Annotated in this window: 14 protein-coding genes; 2 read left to right on the forward strand and 12 right to left on the reverse strand. The window is 51.2% G+C overall.

The window, feature by feature from the left end; translation table 11 throughout:
- Nucleotides 1-39: 39 nt before the first annotated feature.
- From Q8M75_RS09060 to Q8M75_RS09105, 10 genes are all read right to left on the reverse strand, one after another.
- Nucleotides 40-210 (reverse strand): rubredoxin, encoded by a 171-nt coding sequence (locus tag Q8M75_RS09060; protein ID WP_305488706.1) that lies wholly within the window; start codon nt 208-210, stop codon nt 40-42.
- 114 nt (nt 211-324) lie between these two features.
- Nucleotides 325-519 carry a hypothetical protein gene (locus Q8M75_RS09065; RefSeq protein WP_305488708.1) on the reverse strand — a complete coding sequence of 65 codons (195 nt, stop codon included), beginning with the start codon at nt 517-519 and terminating at the stop codon, nt 325-327.
- 14 nt (nt 520-533) lie between these two features.
- On the reverse strand, nt 534-2,018 hold the full coding sequence (locus Q8M75_RS09070; RefSeq protein ID WP_305488710.1) for a class I SAM-dependent RNA methyltransferase: 1,485 nt from the start codon (nt 2,016-2,018) through the stop codon (nt 534-536).
- Nucleotides 2,019-2,061: 43 nt separating this feature from the next.
- Nucleotides 2,062-2,487, reverse strand: a complete 426-nt coding sequence (locus Q8M75_RS09075) for a CopD family protein (protein ID WP_305488712.1) — start codon at nt 2,485-2,487, stop codon at nt 2,062-2,064.
- A 70-nt stretch (nt 2,488-2,557) separates the two neighbouring features.
- Nucleotides 2,558-3,835, reverse strand: coding sequence for a glutamate-5-semialdehyde dehydrogenase (locus tag Q8M75_RS09080; RefSeq protein ID WP_305488714.1), 1,278 nt, complete (start codon nt 3,833-3,835; stop codon nt 2,558-2,560).
- 32 nt (nt 3,836-3,867) lie between these two features.
- A complete protein-coding gene (gene holA, locus Q8M75_RS09085) occupies nt 3,868-4,929 on the reverse strand; it encodes a DNA polymerase III subunit delta (RefSeq protein WP_305488716.1) in 1,062 nt (353 codons plus the stop codon).
- 19 nt (nt 4,930-4,948) lie between these two features.
- Entirely contained in the window at nt 4,949-5,530 is a 582-nt protein-coding gene (lptE, locus tag Q8M75_RS09090) for an LPS assembly lipoprotein LptE (RefSeq protein ID WP_305488719.1), read from the reverse strand.
- Nucleotides 5,531-5,575: 45 nt separating this feature from the next.
- Nucleotides 5,576-8,281 carry a leucine--tRNA ligase gene (gene leuS / locus Q8M75_RS09095; protein WP_305488721.1) on the reverse strand — a complete coding sequence of 902 codons (2,706 nt, stop codon included), beginning with the start codon at nt 8,279-8,281 and terminating at the stop codon, nt 5,576-5,578.
- 46 nt (nt 8,282-8,327) lie between these two features.
- Nucleotides 8,328-9,128, reverse strand: a complete 801-nt coding sequence (gene dapB / locus Q8M75_RS09100; RefSeq protein ID WP_305488723.1) for a 4-hydroxy-tetrahydrodipicolinate reductase — start codon at nt 9,126-9,128, stop codon at nt 8,328-8,330.
- 83 nt (nt 9,129-9,211) lie between these two features.
- Nucleotides 9,212-9,808: an outer membrane protein assembly factor BamE gene (locus Q8M75_RS09105; RefSeq protein WP_305488724.1), complete on the reverse strand. Its 597-nt coding sequence runs from the start codon at nt 9,806-9,808 to the stop codon at nt 9,212-9,214.
- Between the two features lie 42 nt (nt 9,809-9,850).
- Between Q8M75_RS09105 and fur the strand changes: the two genes are divergently transcribed.
- The gene (gene fur, locus Q8M75_RS09110; protein ID WP_108468389.1) at nt 9,851-10,306 is read left to right on the forward strand and encodes a ferric iron uptake transcriptional regulator; all 456 of its coding nucleotides are present in this window, start codon (nt 9,851-9,853) and stop codon (nt 10,304-10,306) included.
- 78 nt (nt 10,307-10,384) lie between these two features.
- Here fur and gap read toward each other — a convergent pair whose 3' ends face one another.
- Complete coding sequence (gene gap / locus Q8M75_RS09115; RefSeq protein WP_305488727.1) at nt 10,385-11,410, reverse strand: type I glyceraldehyde-3-phosphate dehydrogenase; 1,026 nt, start codon at nt 11,408-11,410, stop codon at nt 10,385-10,387.
- Nucleotides 11,411-11,457: 47 nt separating this feature from the next.
- Entirely contained in the window at nt 11,458-13,452 is a 1,995-nt protein-coding gene (gene tkt / locus Q8M75_RS09120; RefSeq protein WP_305488730.1) for a transketolase, read from the reverse strand.
- 44 nt (nt 13,453-13,496) lie between these two features.
- On the opposite strand from tkt, the gene Q8M75_RS09125 reads away from it, so the two are divergent.
- Nucleotides 13,497-14,249, forward strand: a complete 753-nt coding sequence (locus Q8M75_RS09125; protein WP_305488732.1) for a 16S rRNA (uracil(1498)-N(3))-methyltransferase — start codon at nt 13,497-13,499, stop codon at nt 14,247-14,249.
- Nucleotides 14,250-14,311: the final 62 nt, after the last annotated feature.

Below are 14,311 nucleotides of genomic sequence, written 5' to 3' on the forward strand. Positions count from 1 at the left end.
CATTCGTTTTATTTGTTAAGGTGTATTTTGCTTTAGAACTTAAATTGCCATCATCTCAAAATCGTCTTTGCGCGCGCCGCACTCGGGACAGGTCCAATTGATGGGCACATCTTTCCAGAGGGTTCCTGGTGCGATGCCTTCATCGGGCAAGCCGGCAGCCTCGTCATACACCCAGCCGCAAATCAGGCACATATAGGTTTTCAGTTCCATTGCGTTTTATCTTTCTTTGCTCAGCTGTATTTTTAAGATTACTCATTTTAATGCTGAATACTGAATGCTGAATAACAACTAGATTCGCTGATTTGGATGAGGGATCGAACTCCGTTACCAAAGCCTTGAATCGTCACACCATAACCCCTGATACTCAAATTGCATATTTTGCCCATTTATCCAATCTTTATAGTCTGACTCAAATTGCATTTTTTTCTTATTAAAACCGACGTCGAGGGCTGGCACAGCCTCTTTCTGGTGAGCAGAATTTATGAAGCCATTAATACGATCATCTTTTTTAATCGACATAAGTTTTTTGTTGCTTAACTTAATCGCTCCGCTTTGGAGCGCATCTCAAAGCGGAACAAACGGCATTCCAGTGGGCCATTAAAGAGCGGGGTACGTCGTGACTCTTTGATCCGCAACTGCCCTGGCAATGCCATATCGGCCGTCAAAATGAAAATATGCCAGCCGCCAAAGGCATCTTTCAGATGCTGGCCAAATTGCTTCATGAACTCTAAAAAGGCGGGATCGATTTCTTCTTCGGCCTGCAGGCGCTTTAATGACTCACGGCTGGAACGCTTGGCACTCTGGCGCCCGGTCTCAATATTGTGGCTATACGGATCCACATCATCACCATAACCCTCATCGTCGTAGCGGCCCTGAGCCTGATCGCGATCATCGCCACGACCACCCTTAATGCCAAGGCGTTGTCCATAGGGCGGATTGAGTAAAGCCAATCCTGGTAAGTTATTTGCCCCAGACACATCACCGGCAGTCACTGGCGGCTTAGCTGCTAAGGCATCAACCTGGCGTACCACTGGCAAACCCGGTAGCTGCGCGCGCTGCCAGTTGGATTTGGTCATCGAGACCAGTTTTTCATTAATGTCGCTGCCGCTGATGTGTAGTGACTGCGCATCCGGGAAAGCCTTACGCCGCTCGAGAATTTCTGCGAGGACGGCATCCTTTAGGGCTTGCCATTTTTTCTGTTCAGCACCAACGACGTATGGCTTTAAACGTAAAAAACCAAAGCCATGTACCGAGGTAACCAACGGGCGATATGCCAAGCGTGTGGGTACTGATTCTTTGCCAGCCTCATCATACAAACCCGCCCGAATCGCTCCCGATGGAATACCCATAGCGATCTGCGCTGCCTCAATTAAAAAAGTGCCACTACCGCACATTGGATCAAACAAAGGCTGCTTCGGCTGCCAACCCGTGATCGCCAGAATACCCGCAGCCAGATTTTCTTTTAAAGGGGCATCGCCCTTTTCATCGCGCCAGCCGCGCTTAAACAGAGCCTCGCCCGAGGTATCCAAATAGATCGATACGTGGGTAGCAGTTAAGTGCGCTTGCACGCGCACATCCGGAAAGGCCGTATCGATCGAGGGACGATCACCCGACACTTCTCGCAAGCGATCGACAATGGCGTCTTTGATTTTTAAAGTCGCAAAGTTCAAACTTTTGAGGGGTGAGCGATGCGCAGTCACATCAACGCGCAAGGTTTGTTTGTGTGTAAACCACTCCTCCCAGGCAAGGCCATGGGCTAAGCGATACAAGTCGTCTTCTTGGCGATAGGTGGATTCCGCCATTTGCAAGAGTACTCGGCTGGCAATCCGCGAATGCAAATTAAGCGCCATGGCGGCGGATAAAGGGCCAGCCAAACCAACGCCGCCCGTCGGGCTAGTTGGCGTTGGGTCAATCACCCAGACGCCTTGGGCTTTTACTTCAGGGCGCTCGGCAATCTGCCGCAGCTCAGTAGCTAAGACCGTTTCCAATCCGCCGGGACACACCACAAAAAATCGCATGAAGAAAACCTAAAAAAATATTGGGGAATAAATAGCGATTTGCTTAGGGCTTAATCACGACGATGGCAGTGATGATGACAAGCAAGACCACCGGAACTTCATTAAACCATCGGAACCAAACGTGGCTGCGCTTATTAATGCCTTTGCGGAACTTCTTCAGTAAGGTGTAGCACGAGTGGTGGTATCCCAAAATGATCAGTACAAAAAGCAATTTGGGGTGCATCCAGCCGGCACCGCGACCAATACCAAAGTGAAGCCAAAGCACCACACCCAGCACCACCGCGGGCACCATCAAAATGGTCATAAACCGAAAGAGGCGATCAGCCATACCCAACAGGCGTGCATTGACTTCAGGATTGGTCTCTTGCGCCATATTGACAAAAATGCGCGGCAAGTAAAAGAGGCCGGCAAACCAGGAAGCGACTAAAACAATGTGGAATGTTTTTGTCCAAAGATATGCGTCACCCATTTTTATCCCCTTTGTTCGTTAACTAAAGCGGCATTGCCTTAGTTCAATGCTAACTACTATACCGATTTAATTAGGTTCTAATTTCCCCATGACCCATCACAATGTACTTCAGTGAGGTCAAGCCATCGAGACCAACCGGGCCACGTGCATGCAGCTTGTCATTGGAGATCCCAATCTCTGCGCCCAGACCATACTCAAAGCCATCCGCAAAACGGGTACTGGTATTGACCATGACGCTGGCACTATCGACCTCACGCAAGAAGCGGTCTGCCGTCCCTGTATTGGTCGTGATAATGGCATCCGTATGCTTGCTGCCATAGCGCTCAATGTGATCCATCGCTTCATCCAGCGATTCAACGGTCTTAATCGACAAAATCGGTGCCAGGTATTCGGTTGTCCAGTCCTCTTCTGTTGCATCGACCAAGCCTGTAAAGCCAGCTGACTCAAGCGTGGTACGGGTTTTGTTATCCACCCGCAGCTCAACGCCCTTGTCTTGGTAGATTTTGCACAGGCGGGGCAATACGGCACTAGCAACCGCCTCATGAACCAGTAAGGTTTCCATCGCATTGCACGGCGCATAACGCTGCGTTTTCGCGTTATCGCAAACCGTAATCGCTAAATCAAGATCGGCATCACGGTCGATAAAGGTATGGCAAATGCCATCGAGGTGTTTAATCATGGGTACCCGAGCATCGGCCATCAGGCGCGCAATTAAGCTCTTACCTCCGCGCGGCACGATCACATCGATGTACTCGGTCATGGTGATCATCTCGCCCACGGCGGCACGGTCTGTGGTGCTGACTACTTGTACTGCATTGGCGGGCAAGTTCGCCGCAGCCAAACCCTGCTGAATTAATCCTGCCAAGAGCGTATTGGAATCAATCGCTTCGGAGCCACCGCGCAAAATCACAGCGTTACCCGACTTCAGACACAAAGCGGCTGCATCAATCGTGACGTTGGGACGGGATTCATAAATGATGCCAATGACACCCAGCGGCACGCGCATTTGCCCGAGTTCAATTCCAGAAGCTTGGCGTTTGAGCGGGCTGATTTTGCCAATCGGATCTTCCAAGCTGACAATTTGCTCTAAACCCAAGGCCATCGACTCAACCGTTTTGGCTGTCATGGTCAGACGATCAATAAAGGCTGCATCGTGCCCGCCTTTTTTGGCGCGCCCCACATCGACTGCATTGGTTTCTAAGATGCGTGAGGCCTGTTCGCGCACTAAGCGCGCGATGTGGGTGAGGGCTTGATTCTTTTGCTCGGTATTAGCGCGCGCCATCGCCCGCGAAGCCTGCCTCGCCTCTTTGCCTACTGCCTGCATCATCTCGGTAATTGAAGTACTCATATTTACTCTGCCACTGTATTCATTTGGTCTATTTATCGCAACAAACTGCCTACTAAGCGTAAGCCATCCCACGGATCCGCTGGCAAGTCTGCTGCAGATAAGCCTTTAGCCTGCCGATCTAAACCGGCTGCCACCTGCATTGCGCGCCGCAGTTTGATGGGATTTACGCGGCGCAGGGCTCCAGGGTATAGCTTTTCCTTATTGCCCCAGATGCGATTCGCACGCATCAACTGCTGCACTGACTCACCACGCTGACTCGCAGCCTGTAACTTCGATAGTATCCGAAGCTCCTCGGTCACGCTCCATAGAATGAGGGGTAAAGGCTCACCCTCCCCTTTGAGGCCATCCAGCATGCGGTTTAAACGGGCTAAATCACCGGCCAAGATGGATTCAGTTAATTGAAATACATCGTAGCGTGCTACCTTGAGAATCGACTCGCGGATTTGTGCTTCCGTCAAAGCGCCCTGGGGATAGAGCAAGCCGAGTTTTTGAATCTCTTGATGAGCGGCAATCAGATTGCCTTCGACTTGATTGGCAATAAACTCTAGCGCTTCTTGACCGGCAGTGCCAGACTCTACAGACTGGCCTTGTTTTTTTAAACGCTGCGCTATCCACATCGGCAAATGACTGCGATCAATCGAGTCAATCTGTACTGCAATCGAGACATCCTCTAGTGCACTAAACCAGGCTGAAGTCTTAGTTTTGCTGTCTAACCTGGGCAACACAATGCAGACGATCGTATCGGGGCCATCATGGCCAGGTGACTGAGACTCCATTTGCGCAGCAAATTGCTTGAGCGCTTCTGCACCATCCCGTCCCGGCTTACCCGAGGGAATGCGTAACTCTAACCAGCGCTTATCACCAAACAAGGACATGGTTTGCCCAGCAGAGAGTAAGGATGACCAATCAAAATAGCGTTCATGCATCAATACCTCGCGCTCGGTATACCCGAGCTTTCGGGCGACAGAGCGCAATTGATCCATGGCCTCCATCATCAGTAAGGGCTCATCCCCACTAAAGACATATACCGGAGAGAGCGCTAGACTGGATTTAACTCCGCTAATGTGCGCTTGCAGCGCATCGCTCGTCATCATTTAAGCAGTAAACCCATGCTTAGGGCTTACCCATGACAGGCTTAGCGCCGGTGGGCGCAGGCGCTCTCGGTTTGGCAGCAGCAGATATGCGGCGCAAAATCTGCAGGGATAAATCCATGCGCATCGCATTCGTAAACTGCTGCTGTTGCACATCGGTTGCCAGTACGGTGGAGACCGAGAAATCCATATCGCGAGTAACGTAAATTTCCGACTCAGGAACGACGTCCACGCCATTTTGATCGATCGCCTGAAACGCGACACGCGAGTTCAATCGATAGGCGGAAATCTGACCTGCAGCGTTGTAGGCCAAAATCTCACGGCTATTGACTTCGCTAATGATCTCTAAAATCAGATCAGCATCTTTGGCATTATTGGCAACTTTAGAGTCACTGCCCGTCAAGATAATCATCTCTAAATCGGATCGGAGTAGTGGCGACGGAACGCCTGTAATCGCAATCACCTTGTACGGAATTGATACCGAGCCGCGCAACTTAAAGCCGCAGGCCGTGGTGAAGAGGGTCGGCAAGGCAATCAAAGCCCCAAGCCAAGCTCTGCGGTCCAAGCTTGGGCCTTGACTCTTGCCCTTGGCGCTAGAGCTCACTACAGGATCGCTGATGTTGGAGTTGATGATGGCGCCTCTATTTCCTTAAACAACAATATTAACTAAGCGGCCTGGAACCACAATCACTTTTTTGGGTGACCCCCCATTTAAGGCCTTCAGGGCAATTTCGCTTTGCAGTGCAGCAGCCTCAATTGCCTCTTTACTCGCATCGGCTGCGACAGTGATTGCGCCACGCAATTTGCCATTGACCTGCAATACCAAATCAATCTCCGTTTTCACCAAGGCAGCTTCATCGACTATCGGCCAAGGTGCATCCAAAATCAGTCCATCCTGATTGCTGTAACCCATCTCGATCCACAAACGGTGCGTCAGGTGCGGCACCACTGGATAGAGCATGCGTAGCAAGATGCCGATGCATTCACGCAAGACTGCTGGACGAACCGCTTGCCCACCATTCTTGCCTTCACTCAACTTGACTGGCTCTAAGGTATTGAGCATTTTCATGGCAGCCGAAACAACCGTGTTGTACTGGCGGCGCTGGTAATCAAAATTGGCTTGCTTCAATATCGTATGGACTTCACGGCGCAGGGTTTGCTCTGCCTCACTCAGATCGCTTGGCAGAGCAGCATTGGACTCTGCAATTGATCGAATGGCAGCGGCCTGACTCATCGAGTAGGACCACACCCGCCGCAGAAAACGCGACGCACCCTCAACGCCTGCACCAGACCACTCGAGCTGCTGCTCGGGTGGCGCCGCAAACATCGTAAAGAGCCTTGCTGTATCGGCGCCATACTGATCAATCAATGCCTGTGGATCAACGCCGTTGTTTTTACTCTTCGACATTTTTTCAACGCCGCCAATGGTGATGGCGTTGCCACCGAGCTCAATACCAGAACCTGCTTTGGGTTTGGCGCCCGTTGGCCGCCCTTTATCGTCTAGCGTTAACTCGACATCGAGGGGATTAAGCCAGGTCTTTTTACCACTGGCGTCTTCGCTGTAGTACGTCTCGTTGAGAACCATACCTTGCGTGAGTAAATTCGCAAAGGGCTCATCAAAAGTAATCAAATCCAAATCACGCATCACCTTGGTCCAGAAACGCGCATAGAGTAAATGCAAAATTGCATGCTCGATGCCACCAATGTATTGGTCCATCGGCATCCAGTATTGATTACGCTGATCGACCATGGTTTTTGCATCTGCGCCGGTGTAGCGCATGAAATACCACGAGGAATCCACAAAGGTATCCATGGTGTCAGTCTCACGCCGCGCTGGCTTACCGCACTTCGGACACGCCACATTTAAAAAATCAGCGCGCTTATTGAGGGGGTTGCCACTGCCATCCGGAACGCAATCTTCCGGCAACACGACTGGTAAGTCTGTTTCTGGGACAGGGACAGCGCCGCAACCGGGATTGGCCTCATCGCCACAATGAATAATCGGAATCGGCGTACCCCAATAGCGCTGCCGTGAGATACCCCAATCGCGCAAGCGGTAGGTAGTTTTGATTTCACCCACGCCCTGCGCCGCTAAATCAGCAGCGACAGCAGTGACGGCATCACTCACTGAGAGACCGTCATACTTACCGCTATTGATGCACTGCGCATTCTCTTTTTGGGCATACCAGGCATCCCACTGTGTGGGGTTGAACATGGGCGACTCGCCGGCGAGTGCAATCACCTGTTTAATCGGCAGATGGTATTTGAGGGCAAAGGCAAAGTCCCGCTCGTCGTGGGCAGGCACACCCATCACAGCGCCATCACCATAACTCATCAACACATAGTTACCAACCCACAAGGGGACAGGCTCTTTGTTTAAGGGGTGGGTCACATATAGACCCGTAAACATCCCTTCTTTTTCTTGGGTAGCCAGGTCAGCTTCGATCACGCTGCCGGTTTTGCATTTTTCAATGAAACGAGCAAGCTCAGGATTGCTCTGCGCTGCTTGTGTCGCCAGGGGGTGCTCAGCTGCTACTGCGCAAAAGGTCACGCCCATAATCGTATCGGCACGCGTGGTAAACACATACAACTTGCCATCCTGAATCAGCTCACCAGCGCTATTCTTGATCGCATGGTCAAAGGCAAAGCGCACGCCGCGGCTTTTACCAATCCAGTTTTGCTGCATGGTTTTCACGCGCTCGGGCCAGCCCAAATCATCCAGACCCGTCAGCAGTTGTTCTGCGTAGGCAGTGATGTTTAAGTAGTAACCGGGGATCTCGCGCTTCTCGACTAAAGCACCTGAGCGCCAACCGCGCCCTTCAATGACTTGCTCGTTCGCCAATACGGTTTGATCGACCGGATCCCAATTGACGACCTGGGTTTTGCGGTACGCCACGCCCTTTTCCAGCATCTTTAAAAAGAGCCACTGGTTCCAACGATAGTAATCCGGTTTGCAAGTAGCAATTTCGCGGGACCAATCAATCGCTAGGCCCATCGCAGCCATTTGCTTTTTCATGTACGCAATGTTTTGGTAGGTCCACTCAGCCGGCGGTACTTTGTTCTGGATTGCAGCGTTTTCAGCAGGCATACCAAAGGCATCCCAACCCATCGGCATCAATACGTTGTAGCCCTGCATGCGCAATTGGCGCGCCATCACATCGTTGATGGTGTAGTTGCGCACATGGCCCATGTGCAATTTACCCGATGGGTAAGGCAACATCGAGCAAGCATAGTACTTAGGCTTCAGCTTGCCTACTGCATTGACTGCATCTTCGGTGACGCGGTAGACGTCTTTGTTATTCCAATCTGCTTGGGCTGCCGCTTCAATGCTGCGGTAGTCGTATTCCATACTCATGGTGTAAGGCTCTTTTCGCTGTAATCGCTTGGTGTTTTTATCGGTCTTATGCTCGCAGACCCAATACGTCTTGCATATCAAATAGACCGGATTTTTTATTCTCTAAAAAGCGTGCCGCCCGAATCGATCCTTGAGCGTATGACTGACGGCTAGACGATTTATGGCTAATCTCAATGCGCTCACCCTCACCTGCAAAGAGCACAGTGTGATCGCCGACAATATCGCCGCCCCGAATGGTTGCAAAACCAATCGATCCGGGCTTACGCTCGCCGGTATGGCCTTCGCGCGCATAGACCGCAACATCGCTTAATGATTGGCCCAAAGCGCCGGCAATGACCTCACCCATCTTCAGTGCCGTGCCCGATGGCGCATCGACTTTATGGCGGTGGTGCGCTTCGATGATCTCAATGTCGTAACCACTATCGAGCATCTTGGCGGCCACTTCCAATAACTTCAAAGTGACATTGACGCCCACGCTCATATTGGGAGCAAACACCATCGCAATCTTGCTTGATGCCGTTTTCAGCTGGGCGATTTGATCAGCACTCAATCCAGTAGTGCCGATGATCATATTGACGCCATGGGTAGTGCAGGCAGCTAAATGCAGCATCGTGCCCTCGGGCCGGGTGAAGTCAATCAAATACTCAGCATCACGCAAGCCGTGCGCTAAATCAGACGTAATCATCACGCCCGTTTTTTTACCCAAGAAGGCGCCAGCGTCTTCGCCTAAAACAGGGCAAGATGCGTGATCCAGCGCACCAACCAAAGTGGCATCCGGCAATTGCAATACTGCCTCAATTAGCATTCGGCCCATTCGGCCACTCGCTCCTGCGATTGCGATTTTCATAATCTCACTCTTTGCTTAATTAACTTTACTTAACTAATTTTTTTAATTCCACTTCGGCATTGCTGAATCAGCATCAGCGCTATTTACTTGACCGGTGTGACGATGGGGCCGCTGCTCGGCGGACTCGGTATCAATACCTCAGGCTGTTGCAATGGTGGTGTTACTGGATTCTTGTTTTTGCCCGTGAGCATATCCCAGAAGGAGCGCTTATTCTTGGCATAGTTATCGATCTCTGCAACGAGTTCAACTTCAGTTGGCAATGCGTCACCATTAAATTTTGTTACCTTATCGCCATCGAAGAACACCGTTACGCGACGCTCTTTACTGATTTTTTCACCGAGGCGTTTAAATTCAAATACGTAATCCCAGCGATTGGCATGAAAGTAACTGGCTAATAATGGGGTACCTAAAATTTGGCGTACCTGCTCCCGGCTCATACCCACTTCCAGCTTGGCGTATTGCTCGCTGGAAATAAAGTTACCCTGAACAACATCCGGCACATAAGGCCGAAAAATACTGTTCATCATCGTGCGCTGGGTTTCGTCGACTTTCGTCGAGCAGCCGGTTGCGATCAAAGCGGCCAATAGAATCGCAGCCAACATGCAGCAGCGCAGCAATCGCTTGCTGGGGCTTAAAACCCGCATTGAGATGCTACGAATCGGTAAAAGACAGTTTTGCATGGCAAGCCGTATCATTAAGGTCTTGATTTTAGCCCTCAATCGATGCCTATGAACCAAAACCCCTCCCCAGCCGATTTACGGGATATTGGCCTAAAAGCCACGGCTCCCCGTATGCAGATCCTGGATTTTTTTCATCAGCATCCGGGTGCGCATTTCAGTGCCGAAGAAATCTTCATGGCCATGGCCAAAGAAGACAAAGACATTGGTCTAGCGACGGTCTATCGGGTACTCACCCAGTTTGAGCAGGCAGGTCTCTTGCTCCGCAGTCATTTTGAGTCCAGCAAAGGCGATAGCCGGGCGATTTATGAGCTCAATGAGGGTACGCACCACGATCACCTCGTTTGCCTTGACTGTGGCCACGTAGAGGAATTTGTCGATGCTGCGATTGAGCGGCGCCAAAAGGAGATCGCCAAATCCTTGGGTTTTGCCCTTGAGGAGCATTCCCTAGCCATGTATGGGCATTGCCAAAAGAAAAACTGCGCCCACAAGCGTAAATAAGCCGTTTTATGCAAAAAGGGGCTTTTGAGCCCCTTTTTTAGCAATGACAGTCACCGTTTGGCTGTTTGGCTGTTTTGCCTAAGCTGCCATCAATGCCTCAGCGGCATTGAGCATCTGTACTGAATACCCCCACTCGTTGTCATACCAAGCCAGTACTTTGACCAGCTTGCCATCGGCCGAAACCCGCGTTTGGCTAGCGTCGTAAATACTGGGGCGGGGATCATGGTTAAAGTCGATCGATACCAGGGGTAAGGTGTTAAAGCCCAAAATACCCTTGAGCTCGCCTTCGCTGGCTTTTTTCAGAACGGCGTTGACCTCATCGACGCTGGTGGCGCGCTTGGCCACAAAGGTTAAATCAACCACCGAAACGTTAATGACTGGAACCCGCATCGCAAAGCCATCAAAACGACCCGCTAATTCTGGCAATACCAAACCAACCGCTTTGGCAGCGCCCGTTTTGGTTGGGATCATGCTGCTCACGGCGGAACGCGCACGGCGCATATCCTTGTGATACACGTCCGTCAATACCTGATCATTGGTAAACGCATGAATGGTGGTCATTAAACCCGATTCAATGCCAATGGCATCGAGTAAGGGTTTGACTAAAGGCGCTAAACAATTGGTGGTGCAACTGGCATTCGACACCACGACATCGCTGGACTTCAGTACTTTTTCATTAACGCCATAGACGATAGTTGCATCAACGTCTTTTTCGCCAGGAGCCGAGATCAATACTTTTTTTGCCCCTTGCTGAATATGCACCATGGCTTTTTCTTTGGAGGTAAATTTACCCGAGCACTCGAGCACTAAATCTACCTGATGCTCGCCCCATGGGGTCTCCAATGGATTGCGCGTGGAATACATTTTGATGCGATCACCATTGACCACCATGTGATCACCATCGACGATGACTGTACCTGGGAAGCGGCCATGGGCAGAGTCGTATTGGGTGAGATGCGCATTGATATCAATATCGCCCATCGCATTGATGGCAACAATTTTGATATCGCGCTTGCGATCTAAATTTGGCTGGCTCTCATATAAAGCGCGCAGCACCATGCGGCCAATGCGGCCATACCCATTAATTGCAACCCGAATCGCCATCGCTATTCCTCTACTCGTTTTCTATGTTAATTACTGACCTTCATTTCTTACTTTGCTTGCGCAATGCACTGCTTTACCGTCGTACTAATCTGATCAACGGTTAAACCAAAATACGCATACAACTGATTTGCGGGCGCAGACTCACCGAAGGTGTCCACACCATGCACCGCAGCGCAGCCGTACTTCCACCAATAATCGGTCACGCCGGCCTCAATGGCAATGCGCGGCAAACCCGCCGGTAATACGCTGGCTTTGTATTGCGCATCCTGCTGATCAAAGTAGGTTGTTGACGGCATCGATACCACGCGTACTGGTGTGCCCTCTTTTGCTAGCTGCTGCGCCGTTTGCAATGCTAAGCCGACCTCAGAGCCAGTAGCGATGATGACCGCCTTGACTGCCTTACTGGGCTCGTGAACCACGTAGCCACCGCGCGCGATGTTCTCGATCTGCTTTTGCGTACGCGCTACAAATGGGCAATTTTGACGACTAAAAATCAATGCACTGGGACCGTGCCGACGCTCAAGCGCCGCGCCCCAGGCCACTGCACTCTCGGTCGTATCACAAGGGCGCCATACCGCTAAATTAGGTATCAGACGCAAACTCGATACGTGCTCCACTGATTGATGAGTGGGGCCATCTTCACCCAAGCCAATTGAGTCATGGGTAAAGACAAAAATGCTGCGCAACTTCATGAGGGCAGCCATGCGGAGCGCATTGCGACTGTAATCCGAGAAGGTCAAGAAAGTGCCACCAAACGGAATGTAGCCACCATGCAATGCCATACCGTTCATGATCGCGCTCATACCAAACTCGCGCACACCGTAATTAATGTGATTGCCCCACTGATTAGCACGCACGGGTTTGCATGCACTCCAATTGGTTAAGTTTGAACCGGTTAAGTCGGCAGAGCCGCCCATCATTTCTGGCAGCGCAGGTGCTAATGCTTCAATCGCATTCTGGCTCGACTTGCGTGTTGCAATCGTTTCTGCTTTGGTTTGGCATTGTGCGAGCAATGCATTGAGCTTATCTGCAAAATCAGTTGGCAAGTCACCGCGCATGCGGCGCAATAGTTCGGCCGCCGAGCGAGGATGGGCTTTTTGATATGCAGTAAAGCGCTCGTTCCAGGCATTCTGCATGGTTTGGCCGCGGCCACGAAAATCCCATGCCAAATACAAATCGTCTGGTACTTCAAAGGGCGGAGAAGTCCAGTTCAAGGCCTTGCGGGTAGCGGCGATTTCATCGGCGCCCAGAGGAGATCCGTGCACCTTATCGCTGCCCGCCATATTGGGCGAGCCTTGGCCAATGGCCGTCTTACAGCAAATCAAAGTAGGCTTATCGCTTTGCTTTGCTCTGGCAATTGCATTCGCAACCGCGCCAGCATTGTGACCATCAACCCCGCGAATCACATTCCAACCATAGGCCTCAAAACGCTTAGGCGTATCTTCGTTAAACCACGCCACAACCTTGCCATCAATCGAGATGCCGTTGTCATCCCAAAGCGCGATGAGTTTATTGAGCTTGAGTGTGCCAGCCAAGGAACATACCTCGTGACTAATGCCTTCCATCAAGCATCCATCGCCCAAGAAAGCGTAGGTGTAGTGATCAACGACATTAAAGCCAGGGTGATTAAATTCCTCAGCAAGTAATTTTTCAGCCAGCGCCATGCCAACCGCATTGGAGATGCCTTGACCGAGCGGGCCAGTGGTGGTCTCTACGCCCGGGGTAATACCAAACTCGGGATGACCTGGCGTCTTGCTGTGTAACTGGCGGAAGTTTTTTAGCTCGCTCATCGGCAAGTCATAACCGGTGAGATGCAATAACGCATAGAGCAACATCGAGCCATGACCATTGGAGAGCACAAAGCGATCGCGATTAATCCAATGTGGATCAGCTGGATTGTGTTGCAAATGCTGATCCCACAGCGCTACTGCAATATCGGCCATACCCATCGGCATACCCGGGTGCCCAGAATTGGCTTGCTGAACGGCGTCCATCGAAAGTGCACGAATGGCATTGGCCATGCGGATTTGTAAATTTGACATCGTAAAAGTGGTCTCGAAGGAATTAAATTGGCTATATTGCGGTAATGCCTCAATTTTATCTTCCTCCTCCCTGGGAAACCCAAAAACCCCACCCCTTGCCCGCGGAGTTGCTGCACCACCTACGGGTTCGGCGTATTAGCGAGGGCGAAGTCATTCCCATTTTTGATGGTCAAGGGCAAATCGCCTCTGCCACCCTCATCCGCTTGGGCAATAAAACCGGTGAATTAACGATCACTGCCGTAAAGCAAGATACCCAAAGCGAGCCGCCCTATGGCATCACCTTGGCCCAAGGCCTGGCTGGCGGCGATAAGATGGATTGGGTCGTTGAAAAATCGGTTGAAACGGGTGCGAGTCGCATTGCGCCCCTGCAGTGCGAACGTTCCGTGATCAAACTACACCGCAGCAGTGATGCCGAGCGTGCGCAAAAGCGCTTAATCCATTGGCGCGCCATTACGCAAGCTGCCTGTGAGCAATGTGAGCGTACCGTACTGCCCCTGGTAGAACCAATACAGACCATGGCAGATTACCTGAGCAAAGCCTCTGATGAGCAACTCAAAGGCGCTCTCAAGCTCATTTTTTGCACGGGTGATCACCCGTCCTTGGCGAACACCATCGCGCCCTTGCCTGCGCAAAATGTAATCCTCTTGATTGGGCCAGAAGGGGGATTTACGCCAGAAGAAATAGCGCTCGCAATGAAGGCGGGATTTCAGGCGGTGTCTTTAGGTAAGCGGATTTTGCGCACCGAGACTGCTGGGATTGCAGCCATCAGCACAATCCACGCGATTTGGGATCGCTAATCTACTAAGCTACTAAGCGGGCAATAAAAAAGCCCTGGATCTAAGCAGATCAAGGGCTTGTA

It is taken from the genome of Polynucleobacter sp., assembly GCF_030693775.1.
In the GTDB taxonomy this organism is placed as follows: Bacteria; Pseudomonadota; Gammaproteobacteria; order Burkholderiales; family Burkholderiaceae; genus Polynucleobacter.

What these genes read in the sequence shown, in the direction of transcription:
- Q8M75_RS09060 (WP_305488706.1), bottom strand. Translation starts at nt 210, where the DNA reads ATGGAACTGAAAACCTATATGTGCCTGATTTGCGGCTGGGTGTATGAC.
- Q8M75_RS09065 (WP_305488708.1), bottom strand. Translation starts at nt 519, where the DNA reads ATGTCGATTAAAAAAGATGATCGTATTAATGGCTTCATAAATTCTGCT.
- Q8M75_RS09070 (WP_305488710.1), bottom strand. Translation starts at nt 2,018, where the DNA reads ATGCGATTTTTTGTGGTGTGTCCCGGCGGATTGGAAACGGTCTTAGCT.
- Q8M75_RS09075 (WP_305488712.1), bottom strand. Translation starts at nt 2,487, where the DNA reads ATGGGTGACGCATATCTTTGGACAAAAACATTCCACATTGTTTTAGTC.
- Q8M75_RS09080 (WP_305488714.1), bottom strand. Translation starts at nt 3,835, where the DNA reads ATGAGTACTTCAATTACCGAGATGATGCAGGCAGTAGGCAAAGAGGCG.
- holA (WP_305488716.1), bottom strand. Translation starts at nt 4,929, where the DNA reads ATGATGACGAGCGATGCGCTGCAAGCGCACATTAGCGGAGTTAAATCC.
- leuS (WP_305488721.1), bottom strand. Translation starts at nt 8,281, where the DNA reads ATGAGTATGGAATACGACTACCGCAGCATTGAAGCGGCAGCCCAAGCA.
- dapB (WP_305488723.1), bottom strand. Translation starts at nt 9,128, where the DNA reads ATGAAAATCGCAATCGCAGGAGCGAGTGGCCGAATGGGCCGAATGCTA.
- Q8M75_RS09105 (WP_305488724.1), bottom strand. Translation starts at nt 9,808, where the DNA reads ATGCAAAACTGTCTTTTACCGATTCGTAGCATCTCAATGCGGGTTTTA.
- fur (WP_108468389.1), top strand. Translation starts at nt 9,851, where the DNA reads ATGCCTATGAACCAAAACCCCTCCCCAGCCGATTTACGGGATATTGGC.
- gap (WP_305488727.1), bottom strand. Translation starts at nt 11,410, where the DNA reads ATGGCGATTCGGGTTGCAATTAATGGGTATGGCCGCATTGGCCGCATG.
- tkt (WP_305488730.1), bottom strand. Translation starts at nt 13,452, where the DNA reads ATGTCAAATTTACAAATCCGCATGGCCAATGCCATTCGTGCACTTTCG.
- Q8M75_RS09125 (WP_305488732.1), top strand. Translation starts at nt 13,497, where the DNA reads ATGCCTCAATTTTATCTTCCTCCTCCCTGGGAAACCCAAAAACCCCAC.